Below are 17,543 nucleotides of genomic sequence, written 5' to 3' on the forward strand. Positions count from 1 at the left end.
TGCTCACCCCTTGACCGCGCCTGCGGTGAGGCCGGCGACGATATGCTTCTGTGCCAGCAGGAACAGAATGATCGTCGGCAGGATGGTGAGCGTGATGAAGGCCAGGATCAGGTGCCATTCGGACGAATACTCGCCCTGGTAAATCATGATGCCGAGCGGCCAGGGATAGAGCGCATCGGTGTTGAGCATCACCAGCGGCAGCAGATAAGCGTTCCAGCTGTTGACGAAGGTGATGGTGCCAACGGTCGCCAGGATCGGTCGTGACAGCGGCAGTGTCACGTAGCGGAAGAATTTGATGTAGCTACAGCCGTCGACCAGCGCGGCCTCGAGCAGCTCATAGGGAATGTCCTTGAAGAAGCGTCGCAGCAGCAGCACGCTCATGGCAAGGCTGAAGGCGACCTGCGGCAGCGCGACGCCGAAATAGGTATCGAGCAATCCGAGATCGCGCACCCTGATGAACAGCGGCAGCACGGCAGTAGCGGCCGGAAACAGCAGGCCGAGCGTCAGGTAGCTCAGCAGCATCGAGCTGCCGAAGAATCTGACGTGGGCGAAGGTGAATGCCGCCATCGAGGCGACGATCAAGGTCAATGTCACCGTGAGCGTCGAGATGATCAGCGAGTTGCGCAGGAGCTGCCAGTAACGGGCCGAGAACAGGATGTCCGCGTAGTTCTGCCACTCCCAGTGCGTGGGCCAGCCGAACGGATTGACGCGCAATTCGCCGAGCGACTTGAAGCCGCCGAGCAGGGTCGCGAGCAGCGGCACCAGCACGAAGACGGCAATAACAGCGAGGAACGCCGCCTTGAACAGCACGGCGAGGTCGAACGGCGCGCGGGTGGTCTCGGCACTACTCATCGCGCATGAACCATCGCTTGTAAGTGAAGGCGAAGGTCACGCAGATCACGAACAGGATGACACCGATGGCGCTGCCGTAGCCGACCCGCATCCGCGAAATGCCGTTGTTGTAGAGGAAGCTGACCATCGTGTTGGAGGAATCCGCCGGTCCCCCGCGCGTCAGCGGCATCACGAGATCGAACAACTGCAATGAGCCGACGATCGCGAAGAACACGGAGAGGCGGATCGTCGGATAAAGCAAGGGGATGACGACATGGCGCAGCGCCTGCGAGCGCGTTGCGCCGTCGATCCGCGCCGCCTCGATCAGGCTCTTGTCGAGACCCTGGAGCGCTGCGATAAACAGCATCATGTGGAAGCCGAAATATTTCCAGACGATCACGATCAGCACCGCCAGCATCGCCGTGTCGGTCGAGGCCAGCAGATGCAGCGGCTCGGCGCCGAAGGTGCGCCAGATCGAGGCGACCAGGCCATAATCGCCGTCATACACGAAGGAGAAGATCAGCCCGGTCGCGATCTCGGCGAGGATATAGGGCATGAAGAACAACATGCGCAGCGCCACGGCCCCACGAAAGCGCTCGGCGAGCATCAGGGCCAGCGTAAGCGCAAGCGGCAGCTGGATCGCGAGCGAGACCGCGATGATCAGCCCATTGTTGCGCAGCGCGAGCCAGAAAGCGCGCGTCTCCAGCACGAAGCGGTAATTGTCGAAGCCGATCCAGTTGGTGGGCTTGCCAAAGCCATTCCAGTTGAACGCCGAGTACCAGGCGGCCTCGCCGATCGGAAGCACCACGAACAGCGTGAACAGCAGCAGCGCCGGCGGCAGGAACAGGATCAGGACAGTGAAGCGGCCGTCCCAGCTCGGGCCGCGCAGCGCCTGCGGGGCCGTCTCGCCGGCAACGCCCATCGCCGGCGTGATCGCGAGCCGCCGCGCCACCGTCAGTTGCCCTGCTTCCACGCCGCTTCGATTGCTTTCGCGGCGTCTTGCGGGCTCATGCTGCCGCCGGCGATCTCCGCGGCGACGTCGTTGACGACGCGACCGACCGACGGGCCGAGACTCTGGTCATAGAAATTCTGGTGGTAGTTCGACTTTGCGAGATTAGCCGCGATCAACTTCATGAAGGAATTGTTGAGACCGGCGTCCGCGCCCTGCACCACCGGGATGATGAAGTTGCCCGCCGCAAGCCGCGTCTGCACGTCCTTCGAGACGAAGTATTTCAGGAAATCGACCGCCTCCTTCGGCGAGCCCTTGGTGATCAGCCAGCCGGTGATGCCGCCAAGCGTATCCGTCGGCGCGCCCTTGCCGCCGGCCACGACCGGAAAATCGAACCAGCAGATCTTGTCTTCGGAAAGACCCGTCTTGTCGGCGGCGAGCGCGCGCTGCAGATGATAGACGGTGGAAATCGCCAGCGTCATCGCCGCCTTGCCGTCACCGAAATAGCCGACGGCCTGGGGGTTCTTGAAGCCGAGAAAGCCGTTCTGGAACGGCTGGAGATCGACAAGTTGCTTGAACAGCTCGCCTGATTTCTGGAAGGTCTCGCCGGCGAAGCCACCGTTCTCGCCCTTGAGCGCCGCATCGAAGGCCGGCTTGCCGCCGATGCGCACCGCAAGATGGGTCCAGTAGAAATGCAGCGGCCATTTGTCCGCGCCGCCAACCACGATCGGCGTGACGCCGGCCGCCTTGAGTGTCTTCACCGCGGCGAGCAGATCGTCCCAGCTCTTGATCCCGGCGGGATCGACCTTGGCCTTGGCCATCAGCTCCTTGTTGCAGAGGAAGCCGACCTGCGACAGCGCGGTGGGCAGGCCATAGACGCGGCCATTGCTCGTGAACGCAGCGAGCGCGGCCGGGGTGAGGCTGTCGCTGTAGCCCTTCACCTGATCGGTGATGTCATCGAGCACGCCGGCTTCGATCTGCGTCTTCAGGACACCGCCGGCCCAGCTGTAGATGATGTTCGGCCGGTCCTTGGATTGCAGGATGGTCGGCAGCTTGGCCTTGTAGGCCTCGTTCTCGAGGAACTGCATCTCGACCTTCACGCCGGGATGCGAAGCCTCATAGGCGCGCGCAACTTCCTCCCAGAGCTTCACCTGGACCGGATTGACTTCGATGTGGAGCCATTTCACCGTCGTGTCGGCTGCAGCGATTTGGGCGCCAAGCAGGCATGCGGCAGCGGCGAGTCCCAGCTTCCCGAGCAGTCTCATCACATCCTCCCAGCCGATCTTATTCTTTGACCGCAATCCTGCCTTCAATTTTTGAGGTGCGCAACTAAAATTCTGATCTATGCACCTCACGGATGGACTGGCTAAGGTCGTGACAAGAGTCGGGACGGCCCGCCGCGCCGCCCGCAAAAGACTGGGAGGTGCCCATGGCCGCCATCTATTCCGACCTCGCCGGCAAGGTGGTGCTCGTCACCGGAGGTGCAGCGGGAATTGGCGCCGCGATCGTGCGGTGCTTCGCGGAGCAGAAATCCAAGGTCGTGTTCTTCGACATCAAGGTCGACGAGGGCCAGCGCTTCGCGCGCGAGCTGTCCGATCAGGGACTGTCTGCGCATTTCCAACACGTCGACCTCACCGACATCCCCGCGCTACGCGCCGGCGTCGTGGAGGCACGCAAGGCGCACGGCGCGATCAACATCCTGATCAACAACGCCGCGCATGACGAACGGCACAAGACCGAGGAGATGACGCCCGAATATTGGGATGACCGCATCGCGGTGAACCTGAAGCACCAGTTCTTTGCGTCGCAAGCCGTGCTGCCGGACATGAAGGCGGCCAATGCCGGCGCCATCGTCAATTTCGGGTCGGTGTCGTGGATTGCAGGCCAAGGCGGCATGGCCGCCTACACCGCCAGCAAATCAGGCGTGATCGGATTGACGCGCTCGCTGGCCCGCGATTACGGTCCCTACAACATCCGCGTAAACGCGATCGCGCCCGGCTGGATCATGACCGAGCGGCAGCTCGAGAAATGGATGACGCCGGCGGGCGAGATCGAGCTGCAGCAGCGGCAGTGCCTGAAGCGACGGCTGACGCCGGACGAGGTCGCGAAGTTCACCGTCTTCCTCGCCTCGGACGAAGCTTCCGCCTGCACCGCCCAGCACTACATCGTCGATGGCGGCTGGGTGTGAGATGCTTCGGGAATGGTGGGCGCACCAGGCCGGCGTTGATGCCTGTGCTGGTATCAAACCGACGCGAGATCCCCGGTTTCCGCTGCGCGCTTGACTGCATCGATCGCTCTAAGGGTTTTCAGCCCCTCGCGCCCGCTCACCACGGGCGCGGCCCTACCGCAGCAATATCGCGATCTGGCTGATATTGGCCGCTAGCTCCAGTCCCGCCTTAGGTCCTTGCAGAACGATGGTGACGCCATTCTCATTGCGGAGGTGGACCCCGTTGATGCCTCCAACCAAGGCGAAGCCGCCACCAACGGAGCTGTAGGTGCCGGCGAAGTCGCTGACTTCGCGGATGCCGGAGGCCCAGCCATCCAGCCGACCGACGGTGGCGCCGACCGTGATGCCGAAACTCAGTCCGCTGATCGTGAACGGATAGGTCTTGCCGCGATAGGTCAGCACGCCGCTGCCGGCACCGCCGCCGACCAGAAGCCCGGCCTTGACGATCTTGGCCCTGACGTGGCCGGCCGCTTGCGCGAAGGACGGCGTCGCCGACATGGTCAGGCCGAGCGTCAGCAGGAGGAGCGCCATCAGGCGGAGCGCGTGTGGACGCATGGACGTGCGCCGTTCAGGGCTTCGCTGCATCGACCTTTTTCCAAGTCTCGTCGGGATCGAACAGCGTGATGCGCTCTGCGACGAACGCCGTCCGCTTGCCGAGATCCTTCTGGTAGACAGTGCCGGCGTGATTGACCAGGAAGGTCGTGATGCCCGAATTGCCGTACTCCGCGGGCCAGGCGATCAAGGCGAAGCCGCCGATCATCTTGCCCTTGACGACGTAGTTGAGCGCACCGCCGGGCGCATCCCGCCCCTGCCCTTTGAGGATGCGAAAGTAGTAGCCGTGATAGGGCGCAGGTCCGACGTCGCCTGCGCGATAGCCTTCCCTCGAGGCCTCGGCCGCCAGCGCGCCGAGCGGGCTCGGATCGCTGTCGTCGCGCCAGAACAGGCCGTCCTTCTTGCCAGGCGAGGAAACGATACGCTGCGCATAGACGCCGGCTCCCTCGCCGCGATCTTTATCGGCGTATTCGTTCTGCGCATCGACATAGGCGAGCGCGGTCTGGATGGCGTCGAGTTCGTTGCGGCCGATGCGGCGGCGGAGCACCTCGATGCGTCCCTCGCCGGTGTCGAACTCCCAGCCGGTCTTGGTGTTGACCAGCGGGATCGGGAACGGGAAGTCATCCGGTCCCAGCATCAAGGTCGCAGTCTTGTTGCCCTCCGCTTTAATGCCGTGCTTGGCGTCATACATCGACGTGAAGCGCGCTCGGATGTCGTTGTCGGCGACCTCGTCGCCGGAAGAGACGATGTCGTCAGCGGCCCGGCCGAGCACTTTCAGGATGTCGTCGGGTCCGCTCTTCACCGCGGCGGCGAGCGCCGCGGCTGCATCTTCCGGCGTCTTGTAGGATTGCTGTGCCTGTGACGTAGTGCCAAGCAGCGCCAGCGCGATGATGCCCGGCAACACCGCGCGGCGGAGCGATTTCAGACCGGTCATGGCATCACCTCCGCCGGGATCTTCGCGCCACCGGCGAGCCAGTCGCGGTAGGTGCGGAATGTCAGTCCGAGCTTCTCATAGTAGACGCGGAGGTAGCCATCGCTGCCGCGGGTCACGGCATCGGGCATCACCTGCTCGACCTCCTGTGCCATCACGCCGACATAGGTCTTGTCGCTGCCGATGTAGCTGAAGCGATAGTAGCCGAGGCCGTTGGGAAGATGGCCAAGCAACGCGATGTCGTGCTTCAACGCAATGTCGGAGCGCCGGCCACCGCCGCCGCCACCGCGGAATCCGCCTCCTCCGCCTCCGCCACGGAAGCCGCCGCCTCCCCCGCCACGCATCGCCATTCCGCCCCCGCCGCCGCGTCCGGCCATGCTCGGTCCGCCGCCACCGCGCGGCATGCTCGCCATGCTGGATCGTCCGCGCGCCGACGCTGCGGCTGCCGATCGGCCGGAGGAGACGTTCATTGCGCCGCCACGATTGCCGCCGCCACGGTTGGCCGCAGCACCGCCGCCGGCGCGGTTTGCAGCCTTGGCGCGATCTCCGCCGCCCTTGTTAGCTCCCTTCGCCCGATCGCCGCCGCCCTTGGCACGATCCGCCGCCCCAGCGCGATCACCACCGCCAGGCCGATCGCCACGATTGCCTGCTCGGTCTCCTGTACGGTCTCCTGCGCGATCACCCGGACCGCCACGATCGCCCGCACGGTCTCCCGCCCCCTGATTGGGACGCAGCACCTGGCTTCCGTCACGACCGCGAAAATCCATCCGGTCCGACACGCCCGCCTTCAGATTGTTGTTCCCGAAGCGCTGTTGGACATTGCTGTTGTTGTAGCGAACGCCCTGACGATGCGCCGGATTGTGCTGCCAGCCGTTGCCGATGTTGGTGGTGCGATGGTTGACGTAGACGTTGCGATTGCCCCAATTGCAGCCGCCGCCCCAGTAGTTACCCCAGCGACCGATCGCCCAGGCCGTGCCGAAGGCGAGACCGGCCGCGACCATGCCCGCGCCGATGTAGGACGGATAGCCCCAATAATACGGCGGGTACTCCGCGTAGGGCCAACCGCCGTAAACCGTCGCAGGATCGTAATACGGCACATACATCTCCGCGGGATTGGCCTGCTGGATCACGACGACCTGCTTGCCTTCCTGGGCCTGGACGCTGACCTTCTGCTGTTTGGTCGTGACCAGCTTCTTGTTGTCGTACGCCTTGGTGCGCAGGCGCTGGATCGCATCCATCACATCGGGTTGCTGGGCCAGAAAGGCGTCGCCGAGCTTCTTGGTCCAATCGAGCTGGTCGCTCATCATGGTCAACACATCGGCCGTGCTGGCCAGCGCCTTGACGCTGTCATCCCAGCCCTGCTTGTCCACCTCCGTCTTCAGCGCATCACCCTTGAGCTGCTTGCGCTCCTTCAGCCAGCGGTCGGCCTGCACCACCTCCAGCGGATAGGTGGAGGCCGCCAGCACATTGGCCAGGAGCTCGTCGGGATAGAGCGCGATCGGCGCGACGAGAGCCTCGAGCTGCTCGGGCTTGAGGGGTTCGGCCGACGTTGCGGGCGGGCTCGCCGGCTGCGCCTGCGGAGTCGGGGCCGCTGGTGTCGTCGTGGTCTGCGCCGTTGCAGCGACCGAGGTCGTCATTATGAGCGCAAGCGCCATCACGATTTTGCCGCAGCGAAACATCACATCCTCCCTGACTTCCAGTCTGGAAAGATCGTGCCGGGCCTCGGGCGTTTATTGATCGAGATCAACGAAACGAGCTCGTCGCGCCTGTTGCGGCGCAAGAGCAAAATCTTCATTCGATCAGTTCGGCGTCCGTCAGAGCCCGGCTTGGCGCCGTCAGTCCCGAGGGCATTGGCCGTCTTCATGTTGACGTGTTCAAACCGTCAGCTCGCGATCGGAAGCCGGATCGTGAACAGCGCGCCGCCCGCCGGCAGGTTCGCAGCAGAGATCGTGCCGTGATGAGCTTCGATGATCGTTCTGGCGATCGCCAGCCCCATGCCCATGCCTTGCGGCTTGGTCGTGAAGAACGGATCGAAGACCTTTGCGAGATCGGAGGCAGCCATCCCGGATCCGGTATCAGTGATCCTGATCTCGGCCTGATTGCCGGCACGCTGGGTCGAGACGGTGACCTCCCGCTTTCCGATGCCCGCATCGGAGATCGCATCCATCGCGTTGATGATCAGGTTGAGAATGACCTGTTGAAGCTGGACCGGATCGCCCTTGACGTGCAGATCGACCAGGGTAGGCATGTAGCTCAGAGCGATCCGGCGTCCGCCGGCGACGGCCTTCACAAGGCCGATCGCTTCGCCGACTGTATCGTTGAGCTCGAAGTCCTTGACCTCAAACGGCGTCTTTTTCAGAACGGCGCGCAGCCTGCGGATCACCTCGCTTGCCCGTTGATCATCGCGCCTGATGTCGGCAAGAATCTGACGAATCTCGTCGATGTCGGGCGATTTGGCCTTGAGCAAGAGCTCCGCCGTCTCGGCATTCGTCAAGATGGAGCCAAGCGGCTGGTTCAATTCATGGGCGATCGAAGTCGTAAGCTCGCCAACAGTCGAAAAGCGATTGACGTGAGCAAGTTCGGCGAGGCGCTGGCGCGACTCGACCTCGGCGAACCTGCGGCGACGGCGCTCGTGCAACAACCCGCTGATGAGACCCGCCTGCACCAGGAATACGGCCGAGACCATCAAGATCTGCCAGCGATAGCGCACCCAGATGTTCGGCTCGCGAAACAGGACCTCGCTGCCTGGAGGCAGACGACTTTCGCTGATGCCCCAGCGCTGCAACTCCCGCCAGTCATATCTCGGCGCCGCAAAGCCGATCGGCTCATAATTGATGCTCACGGGTTTCGCACCGCCGAGAATGCCAATCGCGGCTTTGACGGTCCTCGAACTCGTTTCCGAAATCAGATGCATCGGGCCACCAACCGTGCTGTCACCGAAAAACGGCTCCTGATAGGAGAAGATCGGAGCATTCGCGACGGCATGGAGGCTGCGCAGAGCGATATCGCTCTCGTGGACGACCCCGGCCGCATCGACCGACATCAGCCCCCAGAACAGCGCCGTGTGTGGCGGGAGTTTTGATGCGCGCTTCAGTATTTCCTCGAAGGACAAATCCGAATACCAGACGAGCTCGACCCGCTCGCCGAGAGGTTTCAGCTCCCGCTTCACCTCCTCCATCCAGAACTTCTCGAGCGGCGACGCTCCGATCACGACCGCAACCGACTTGGTGTCCGGCAGAACCTGCTGGATGTTCTCGAATGCAGCCACGAAATCGTTGCGGATCGCCACGACCACGTCGTTGTCGCGGAGATCGGCGCGATCGATCAACCGATGCTCGACCGCGGTGAGAATTAGCGGCGTATTGGGGAACAGTCTCGCGCGGTATCTCTGCGCGAACCGGGCGGCAGGCGCGCCGATGCTCAAGACGACGTCGGGCATTGCGCCCTGGTACAACGAGTGCAGATACTCGACGAAAGGCGCCTCGGGACCAGGATTATTGAAGCGGGCCGTGAGCAGCGCATGCTCCTGGATATCGAGCGGCCAGGGCGACTGCCGCTCGAGCTCGGCCTTGATGTCGCGCGCATACTCGCTCCACGGCCGAAACTCGCGGCCGAACGAATGCAGCACCAGCACGCGCTTGAGCTCGCCGCGCAGGGGTCTCTCGACGGCGCCGGCTCGCTCGGCCGACAAGCACACGGCGACGAACAGGCCGAGGCATAACAGTGCGGCCGCGCCTGGCCACGGCCTGCCCGAAACGCTGGACATGCGCCCGCTCAGCTCCATTCCCGCAGCTTCCAACGGCTGCTTTGCGGACCATTCTAGCGAGAATTTCGGCGCGCGGACAGCTCCGACGATACGATCAGAGCCGTTCAATGGCCGCTCAGCACCAACGTCTGGATCGGCAGCAGCAGCGCCTGGATGCGCAGCAGCAGCGCGTGGACAAGGCCGACGCCGTCGACGACATGCAACGCGATCTTCCGGCTGGTCGATGTGTCCTTGGCCGAGATTTCGTCGTGGTTGCTGGTGTAGGCGTTGACGATGCAGCTGCTGCCCGGTGTGACACCATCCAGGCCGCCCTTGTAGAGCGGCTCCAGGAACACCAGGATCGTGCCTGGGCGGACGGCATTTTGCGGATCGATCAACTGCTCTCCAGCGCGGAACTGTCCGGCGGCGATATAGTCCTGCACCGTCGTGATCACCATGGGGATGATGACCCAGGGTTTCGAGATGCAGGTTGCCTCGGCCACCATGCCCGCGCTCATCACCTGCGCCTCAATCTGGCCGAATCCGGCCTGCAGCGCCTTGGTGCCGGCGCCTTCGGGAATCAGCACGCCCGCCGGACGCATGATCTGGGCGACGAGGTCGCCGGGCCGAAGGAGGAATTGCTCGACGCGACCGTCGACGCCTGCACGAATATAAGTCTTGTCGAGATCGACCTGGGCCTGATCGAGCACGGCTTCCGCGCTGGCCTTCTGCGCCGGCAGCAAGACGGAGACCTGCAAGGATGCAGATTGCCTTGCAGCCGTCGCCGCGTCGATGCCGGACTGACGCTGGTCGACCAGCACTTGGAGCTTTTCGATGTCGCGCTGGGGAACGATGCCGGGATTGCGGCGCTGGAGCTCGGTCTTGACCTCGAGCTCGTCCTTGGCCTGCTGGTAGTTGGCTTTCGCCTCTCCGATCTGCGCCTCGGCCTTGACCACGTCGGCCTGCGCCGTCTGCATGGTGGCATCGACCTCGGCCACCCTCCGCTTCGCCGTCTCGTAAGCGGCCCGCTGCTTCGAGCTGTCGAGCGTGAACAACACATCGCCCTTCCTCACCGGCGCGCTGAAGCCGACCTTGACCTCTTCCACGCGACCCGACCCTTCGGGAAGGATCGGCACAGTGCGGAAATAGAGCGTCGCCGACGACGTTGTCGGATGGAAGTAGAAGATCATCGTGATCAGCGACACCGTCAGCATTAGGCAGCCGGTGATACCCCAGCGCAGCTCGTACCAGATCGAGAAGAAGGTGATCTCCTTGCCCAAGCGCTTACCCTGGGCGTAGCGGCGGTAGAGATAGTCCGGCAGAATCGTGACAAGAGAGCAGATCAGGAGCTCAAGCATGGCTGGGCTCCTTATGTTTGGTTGGTCCCGGCTTGTCCGTCGGAGGCGTTGCAGTCGCGGCCTCTATCCGGACCTCCTCGCCCTCGGCGCCCGGCGTTGCCTCCGCAATCTTCTCGACGGATCCGGCAATGCTGCGCAGCGGCGTGCCGAAATCGGGCAAATCGATCATTGCGAGCAGGAGCCCTGCAATCCAGAAGATGTGCATGTGCGTGAACAGCGAGATCAGGCCAAGCACCGCGACGAACTCGAATTGCAGCTTCTGCGACTTGTGCGCCATCCGTTCGGGCAGGCTGTGCAGCTTCCAATAGAGCGTTCCGACCCAGAGCATGGTCCCGATCAGAAACACACCCATCACGACCATGAGCGTATCGGTCCCGCTCCCTGGCGCCAGATAGAACGGAAGATGATGGGGGGCCATCGGATGAAGCTGGTCGCTCAAACGTCTCTCCCCATTAACGAATATCACTTCCGGCACTGTGCTCAGACGATCTAGCTGTTTGCTTGATTTGAATCAAGAAAATGCCCCTTGCCCACCTTAGCGTTCCCAAGGTGCCGATCGCACATCCACCAGGAGCCGCAGCCATGCCCGGCCTCGACGATCTCATCCCCAACGCCGCCCAGATTCGAAAGGAAGCCGCTCTCAAGGAGGCCGAAAAGGCGGATGAGTATGTCCGTCTGGCAACCGCCGCCGAGGCCGAGAAGCGCGCGCTGATCGAGCGCTTGAGCAAACCCTCCGGCAAGAGCGAGGAGGAGAAGATCAAGCTCGCCTCGACCATCATCCAGCGCGCGGTGCGAAACGGCCTGACCGAAGTGCTGGTCTATCGTTTCCCCAACTCGCTCTGCACCGACAAGGGGCGGGCCATCAACCAGATGGAAAAAGGCTGGGAGAACACCCTGACTGGAATACCCAGAGAAATCTTCCAGCTCTGGACCGATTACTTGAAGCCGCGCGGCTATCGGATCGCCTACCAGGTCATCGAGTTTCCTGGCGGCGTGCCCGGCGACATCGGCGTGACCATCTCCTGGGACGAATGACGAGCAGCGAAGGGATCGGCATGGCCAAGGACACACCTGCGCAGCGGATGAAGCGGAAGGACTATGAGAAGGAGCTCGAAAAGCTCCAGATCGAGCTGTGCCATCTCCAGGATTATGTGCGGGAGAACAAGCTCCGGGTCATCGTCCTGTTCGAGGGCCGGGACGCCGCCGGCAAGGGCGGGACGATCAAGGCGATTACCGAGAAGGTGAGTCCGCGCGTTTTTCGTGTCGTCGCCCTTCCGGCGCCGTCGGACCGCGAGAAGACGCAGCTCTTCTTCCAGCGCTACATGGGGAACTTCCCGGCCGGCGGCGAGATCGTGATCTTCGACCGAAGCTGGTACAACCGCGCAGGTGTCGAATACGTCATGGGCTTCTGTACCCCTGCCGAGCACGATCGCTTCCTCACATTGTGCCCACAAATGGAGAAATACGTCATCGACGGCGGCATCATCTTGATCAAGATCTGGCTCGAGGTGGGCATGGACGAGCAGGAACGCCGCTTCCATGCGCGCATCGATGATCCCGTCCGGCAATGGAAGCTGAGCCCGATGGATCTAGAGTCCTACCGTCGCTGGTACGACTATTCGCGAGCTCGGGATCTGATGCTCAAGCAGACCAGCACGAAGGAAGCACCGTGGTACATCATCCGCTCCGATGACAAGCGAAAGGCACGGCTGAACTGCATCGCGCATATTCTTGATGCGATCCCCTACAAGCGTATCAAGAAGGACAAGATCAAGCTGCCGAAGCGCTCCGACAAGGGACGCTACAACGACCAGGCCAGCCTGAAGGGAATGAATTTCGTCGCCGAGCGCTATTGAGACGCAGACGGGCTGCGGTGACGCAGCCCGTCGCCTCGTCGGATCACTTCAGGCGGATCGTGACACCGCCGACGGCCGCCGATACTTCCGCGCCGACCCGTGGGCCGCTGAGCTGAAGGATCACGCCGTTGCCGTTCTGAAGCTGAACAGCGCCGGCACCTGCGGCGATTGCCCCACCCGCTCCTCCCACTGCATAGGAGCCTTCTATCGACGCGGGCCCCTTGAGATTGAGAGCGCGGCCGACAAACTTCGTGGTCGACGCTCCAACCGTCAGGCCGACACTCATGCCGGAGACTGTGAAGGGATATTTCTTGCCCCGGTAAAGCAGGACACCTTCGCCGCCCCCGACACCAACGATGAATCCGCCCTTGGTGAACACGACGGCCACCTGGCCGGTGTCAGCACGCGACGGCATGCTGAATCCGGTGGCGGCTGCGATCGATGCAATCAGAACGGCGCCGATGGTAACTTTCCTCATGACGTTTCTTTCCCCGTGTTTATTGCGCGAGCAGCATTGCGAAGTAGCCGAAGATGGTGAGCAGGATGCCCGAGACGGCGTAGCCGACCGGGAATCCGATCCAGGGCACCGTGCTCTGGATCTCGACCGCGGCTTCGCGGCACGGTCCCGAATGCGATCGCGCGCCGGCAACGCCGCCCATCAGCACGGCCGGGTTGATCTTGAAGACGTGGAAGCCGATCGCCCAGACGATGAACGGCGGGATCGTGCAGGCGATGAATCCGACGATGAAGATCTTCAGGGCAACAGCGCCGGTCAACTGCGACAGCAGTCCCGCGCCGGCATTGACGCCGACGATGGCGACGAAGACGACGAGACCGAGATCCTCCAGCACATTGCGCGCGGCATTTGGCGTATTGCCGAAGAAGCGCAGTCGCGACACCACCGAGGACACAATTACGCCCGACAGCAACAGACCGCCCGCATTGCCGAGGCCGACCCTGGCGCCGAAGGCCGGGAAGTCGACCATGCCGATCAGGAAGCCAAGGATCATGCCGAGGGACAGGGTCAGCAGATCGGTCGAGGTGTTGGCGCGCGCGATGCGACCCCACATCTCGCCGAGCTCGTTGACGGCGGACTTCAGACCGACCACGGAGACGATGTCCATCCGCTCCAGCTTGGTCTTCAGACCCGCCGGGATCTGCACGCCGCCGCGCTCGACCTTGGTGACCTGCAACTGGCCGGCAATCGCGGTGTCGCGGAAGGACTCGAAGGTGCGTCCGACCATCTCCTTGTTGGTGACGAGGATGTCGGCCTGGTCCATGGGGATGCCAAGCGTCCTGGCATCAGCAACCTCCGGCCCGATCAGGCCCATCTTCTCGGTGAGATGCTCGGTCGCGCCGCCAAGGGCGACGATGTCCCCCTTTTGCAGCACGAACTCGGGATCGGCCCCTTGCGGCTCCCCCTTGCGCCCGACGTTGACGATGCGGTATTCCGGATTCATCGCTCGGAATTTTCCGATACTCATGCCGGCTGTCGCTGGATTTTCCAGCCGATAGGCACGCAGGCCGAACTGGCGATAGCCAGTCAGGCCGCCGCCTTCGAGATCCTTGACGCCGAATTCCCGCTCATACTGCTTGGCGGCGGCCTTGGCATCGACGCCCCACCAGCGCGGCAGATATTTGCAGATCAGGATGATGCCGACGGTGCCCCAGATGTAGGTGATACCGTAGGAGAGCGCGATCATGCCTGTTGCTTCCTCGGGCTTCATGCCCGCGGGTAGCTTCACGACCCCCGACGTGACGGCCTGCTCGGCCGAACCGATCGCCGCCGACATGGTCTGCGATCCCGCAAGCATGCCGCCGGCGGCCCCTGGCGGCAATTCGAAGAGCCTGGCACCGAGCACGACCAGCGTCAGGCCCAGAATGCTGGATACGACCGCGAGGAACAGGAACTTGATGCCATCCCCTCTCAGGCTATTGATGAAGGACGGACCGACGCGCAAGCCGACGCCGTACATGAAAAGATAGTAGAACAGGCTCTTGGCAAAGTTGTTCAGCTCGAGCTTCACCCCATAACTGGAAGCCCAGACCGAGATGCCTGCACCGACAACGATGGCGCCGGCGACCATGCCGAGGCCATACCCCTTGATGCTGGCCCGGCCGATATAGACGGCGAGACCGACGACGAAAAACAGCAGCAGATACGGATACTGCCGCAAGAATTCGAAAAACGCCTGCATGTTGGTCCCCTCCAAGCCTTATGATGCGGCCTTGAGCTTCGGCTGCGCGTCGGGCTTCGGTCGGCCGAGCTTCGCCAAAGCTTCCGTGCGCACGAGCTTCAGGCCTTCCTTGGCGTCGTAGCCATGGATTTCCTTCACATCGAGCTTGCGCATGAAGTCGATGGTCTCCTGAGTAATGACCTGGCCCGGCACCATGATCGGGAAGCCAGGCGGATACGGGATCACGAAGTTGGCCGAGACGAGCTCGGGACCGGCCTTCAGCCGCCGGTCGATCTCGGGATCGTTGAGGCGGATGTGCTCGCAACCCGCGACGTCATAGGCGGCATAGAAGCCACTGCGGATATCGCCTTCGTTGGTCTTGGCGCCGGCATCGCCGCGGAAGCTCGGATGGAATTGCGAGAAGTTCGGCAGGTCCGGGACGTCGGTCATCAGGCTCTTGACCCGCGCCTCGAACGTCTTGCGCGCATTCGCGCCGCCTTGGGCCAGCCCGCGATCGACTTCGCCCGCGATCTCGGCGAGGACGCGGATGAGGTGCGCGACATCGCTGCGGGTGTTGTTGATGTTGGACTGGACCAGGACCGAGTTGCGCGAGGTCTTGTTGACCTGGATGTTGTACTCGTTGGCGAGGATGCCCTTGAACTGGGTGCCATCGTAACCGGCCGTGCCGCACACCAGCGTCATGCGGGTCGGGTCGAGGCAGAACTCGTCTTCATCCAGGCTCTTGAGCGTGTTCGCCCAGTTCACACCGTCCGAGAGATAGTCGGTGAAGCCGCTCTGACGGTATTGCGCCGGCACCATAGCGTCGGCGGGAAGCACGCGAAAGTATTTTGAGAGCAGCGGATTGTTGTTGACCGCTCGACGGATCGCGAACCCAACCTCGATCGCATTGGCGACGAGGCCGTAACCCTCCAGCTCCATCTGCCGCCGCGAGATGTCGAGGCTGGCAATGAGCTGCTGGTTCGGGCTGGTCGAGGCGTGAGTGAACACGGCCTCCTTGAACTGCTGCTCGACCGTGTGGAATTCGACATCCTTGACCGACAGCATGGAGCCCTGGCGGATCGCCGACATCGATTTGTGGGTCGAGTTGGTCTGGTAGACACGCAGGCGAATCTGCCGGGGGTCCGGAATCAGCCTGGTGTTGAGCAGCGTCTCGTCCGATGGGTCGTTGCCGAGTTGCGCCTGCTGCTTCTCATAGGCGTCGACCGACCTCGGATCGCGCATCCACGCCTCGATCTCGTTGGCGGCGCCGAGGCCGGTGCGGCGGCGCAGGAAGGGCGAGAAGCGCGCGAAGCCGAACCAGGCCTCGTCCCATAGGAAGATCAGGTCCGGCTTGATGGCGAGACATTCCTCCATCACCCGGCGGGTGTTGTAGATGTGGCCGTCGAAGGTGCAGTTGGTGAGATCAAGCATCTTGACGCGGTCGAGCCGGCCGTCGGCCTTGGCATTGAGCAACGCTTGCTTGATCGTCTTCAGCGGTACCGCGCCATACATCGAATACTCGGTCATCGGAAAGGCTTCGACGTAGAGCGGCTGCGCGCCGGCGAGCACCATGCCGTAATGGTGCGATTTGTGGCAGTTCCGATCGACGATCGCGATATCGCCGGGCGCGAGCAATGCCTGCACCGCCATCTTGTTGGAGGTCGACGTGCCGTTGGTGACGAAGAAGACACGGTCGGCGCCGAGCGCCCTCGCCGCCTTCTCCTGCGCCTTCTTGATGTTGCCGGTCGGCTCCAACATGCTGTCGAGGCCCCCGGTGGTGGCGCTGCTCTCGGCCAGGAACAGGTTCGGGCCGTAGAACTCGCCCATGTCGCGGATCCAGTCGGACTTGAAGATCGACTTGCCGCGGGCGATCGGTAGCGCGTGGAACGTCCCGATCGGGCGCTGTGCGTATTTCTTGAGATTGTCGAAGAACGGGGTGTCATAGCGATCCTGGATGCCTTCGAGGATCGAAAGGTGCAGCTCCAGGAGCTCTTCCACCGAATAGAAGATGCGGCGGACGACGTTGGCCTCGGGATTGCCGGCTAGCTCCTCGACATCGCGGTTCGAGATCATGTAGAGGTCGAGCTCGGGTCGGACGCGCTTGATGATCTGGGCGAGCCGGAGCGCCGAGGCGTCGGCCTCGTCATTGAGACCGGCCGTGGCCGTGATCGAGCGCAGAACCGGCGCATTGTGTCGGGAGCGCAGCCCGAAGCCTTCGTTGACGATGACTGCGCCGAGGTTCGGATTGAGCATCGTCGCGCAGAATGCATCCTCCAGGCTGCCGACGATGACCGGCTCATAGATGAAGCCGTCTTCCGGCCGGCGCAGCTTGCGCCATTCGGCGGCAAGCGCCGGCCACTGGCTGGGGGACACGCCGGTGACGATCAGGGTTTCAAAATACGGCCGGCGCGCCTTTTGCCCGCCGAAGGTGGGCGACACCAGCTCGGGCGTGTCGCCATCGCCGTCGTCCTTCGCGTTCCAGTCGCCGGCATGCTGGCGGAACGATCGCGTGGCCAAGGCCTGGGTGATCCGGGTCGCAAGCGAAAGCGACCCGGCCGCATCGCCGGCCGAGGCCGCCTCGCGCAAGGCCGCCATCAATTGCTGGCCGGGATAGCCGTGGAATTCCTCGGTGATCGACAACTCGGCCAGCGCAGCATCATATTGCGCCCGGTCGCCACCGCGCGCCCATAGCTTTGCCGCCTCGATCAGATCGCGCCAGTCGTCTGCCCGCGCTCCGGGGCCGGAAAAGAACTGGTCGATGCGCTTTTGCGCGGCCTTGGGCTCATTAGACATGTGTCTCTCCCGATCCGTTGGGGCGAAAGTGATGCGGGATCGTGAGTGCGGGGCCGGTCGCTCCATTGATCCAAGTCAACGGTCGCGTGCATTCTGAGAGGCAACGCGATTCCGTTCGCAGCGC

At 63.1% G+C, this 17,543-nt stretch carries 15 protein-coding genes; 3 read left to right on the forward strand and 12 right to left on the reverse strand.

Going from position 1 to position 17,543, the window contains the following annotated elements; genetic code table 11:
- Positions 1 to 3: 3 nt before the first annotated feature.
- From I3J27_RS27505 to I3J27_RS27515, 3 genes are read right to left on the reverse strand one after another with little or no spacing between them, the layout of a single operon-like run.
- Positions 4 to 852, reverse strand: a complete 849-nt coding sequence (locus tag I3J27_RS27505) for a carbohydrate ABC transporter permease (protein WP_270162019.1) — start codon at positions 850 to 852, stop codon at positions 4 to 6.
- A complete protein-coding gene (locus tag I3J27_RS27510; RefSeq protein ID WP_370691984.1) occupies positions 845 to 1,753 on the reverse strand; it encodes a carbohydrate ABC transporter permease in 909 nt (302 codons plus the stop codon). The genes I3J27_RS27505 and I3J27_RS27510 overlap by 8 nt, the downstream gene beginning before the upstream one ends.
- 32 nt (positions 1,754 to 1,785) lie before the next feature.
- Complete coding sequence (locus tag I3J27_RS27515) at positions 1,786 to 3,045, reverse strand: extracellular solute-binding protein (protein ID WP_270162020.1); 1,260 nt, start codon at positions 3,043 to 3,045, stop codon at positions 1,786 to 1,788.
- A 164-nt stretch (positions 3,046 to 3,209) separates the two neighbouring features.
- On the opposite strand from I3J27_RS27515, the gene I3J27_RS27520 reads away from it, so the two are divergent.
- A complete protein-coding gene (locus I3J27_RS27520; protein WP_270162021.1) occupies positions 3,210 to 3,968 on the forward strand; it encodes an SDR family NAD(P)-dependent oxidoreductase in 759 nt (252 codons plus the stop codon).
- A gap of 153 nt (positions 3,969 to 4,121) precedes the next feature.
- Here I3J27_RS27520 and I3J27_RS27525 read toward each other — a convergent pair whose 3' ends face one another.
- The 6 genes from I3J27_RS27525 to I3J27_RS27550 all read right to left on the reverse strand — a co-directional run bounded on the left by I3J27_RS27525 (position 4,122) and on the right by I3J27_RS27550 (position 11,011).
- A complete protein-coding gene (locus tag I3J27_RS27525; RefSeq protein ID WP_370691871.1) occupies positions 4,122 to 4,562 on the reverse strand; it encodes a hypothetical protein in 441 nt (146 codons plus the stop codon).
- Positions 4,563 to 4,575: 13 nt separating this feature from the next.
- Positions 4,576 to 5,493, reverse strand: a complete 918-nt coding sequence (locus I3J27_RS27530; RefSeq protein ID WP_270162023.1) for a DUF2950 domain-containing protein — start codon at positions 5,491 to 5,493, stop codon at positions 4,576 to 4,578.
- Complete coding sequence (locus I3J27_RS27535) at positions 5,490 to 7,169, reverse strand: DUF3300 domain-containing protein (protein WP_270162024.1); 1,680 nt, start codon at positions 7,167 to 7,169, stop codon at positions 5,490 to 5,492. The genes I3J27_RS27530 and I3J27_RS27535 overlap by 4 nt, the downstream gene beginning before the upstream one ends.
- Positions 7,170 to 7,372: 203 nt before the next feature.
- Positions 7,373 to 9,256, reverse strand: coding sequence for an ATP-binding protein (locus I3J27_RS27540; RefSeq protein ID WP_270162025.1), 1,884 nt, complete (start codon positions 9,254 to 9,256; stop codon positions 7,373 to 7,375).
- A 104-nt stretch (positions 9,257 to 9,360) separates the two neighbouring features.
- A complete protein-coding gene (locus tag I3J27_RS27545; RefSeq protein WP_270162026.1) occupies positions 9,361 to 10,593 on the reverse strand; it encodes an HlyD family secretion protein in 1,233 nt (410 codons plus the stop codon).
- Positions 10,586 to 11,011 (reverse strand): hypothetical protein, encoded by a 426-nt coding sequence (locus tag I3J27_RS27550; RefSeq protein WP_270172900.1) that lies wholly within the window; start codon positions 11,009 to 11,011, stop codon positions 10,586 to 10,588. The genes I3J27_RS27545 and I3J27_RS27550 overlap by 8 nt, the downstream gene beginning before the upstream one ends.
- Positions 11,012 to 11,175: 164 nt before the next feature.
- Between I3J27_RS27550 and I3J27_RS27555 the strand changes: the two genes are divergently transcribed.
- Together I3J27_RS27555 and ppk2 are read left to right on the forward strand one after the other, a co-directional pair.
- Positions 11,176 to 11,628: a hypothetical protein gene (locus I3J27_RS27555; protein WP_270162027.1), complete on the forward strand. Its 453-nt coding sequence runs from the start codon at positions 11,176 to 11,178 to the stop codon at positions 11,626 to 11,628.
- A gap of 20 nt (positions 11,629 to 11,648) precedes the next feature.
- On the forward strand, positions 11,649 to 12,449 hold the full coding sequence (gene ppk2, locus I3J27_RS27560; protein ID WP_270162028.1) for a polyphosphate kinase 2: 801 nt from the start codon (positions 11,649 to 11,651) through the stop codon (positions 12,447 to 12,449).
- 43 nt (positions 12,450 to 12,492) lie between these two features.
- On the opposite strand, the gene I3J27_RS27565 is transcribed toward ppk2, so the two are convergent.
- Genes I3J27_RS27565 through I3J27_RS27575 form a run of 3 tightly spaced genes read right to left on the reverse strand, consistent with a single transcriptional unit; the run spans position 12,493 to position 17,419 of the window.
- Positions 12,493 to 12,927 (reverse strand): hypothetical protein, encoded by a 435-nt coding sequence (locus I3J27_RS27565; protein ID WP_270162029.1) that lies wholly within the window; start codon positions 12,925 to 12,927, stop codon positions 12,493 to 12,495.
- A 19-nt stretch (positions 12,928 to 12,946) separates the two neighbouring features.
- Positions 12,947 to 14,647, reverse strand: a complete 1,701-nt coding sequence (locus tag I3J27_RS27570; protein ID WP_270162030.1) for an aspartate:alanine exchanger family transporter — start codon at positions 14,645 to 14,647, stop codon at positions 12,947 to 12,949.
- Between the two features lie 18 nt (positions 14,648 to 14,665).
- On the reverse strand, positions 14,666 to 17,419 hold the full coding sequence (locus tag I3J27_RS27575) for a decarboxylase (RefSeq protein WP_270162031.1): 2,754 nt from the start codon (positions 17,417 to 17,419) through the stop codon (positions 14,666 to 14,668).
- Between the last annotated feature and the right edge of the window lie 124 nt (positions 17,420 to 17,543).

The organism is Bradyrhizobium xenonodulans, from assembly GCF_027594865.1.
In the GTDB taxonomy this organism is placed as follows: domain Bacteria; phylum Pseudomonadota; class Alphaproteobacteria; order Rhizobiales; family Xanthobacteraceae; genus Bradyrhizobium; species Bradyrhizobium xenonodulans.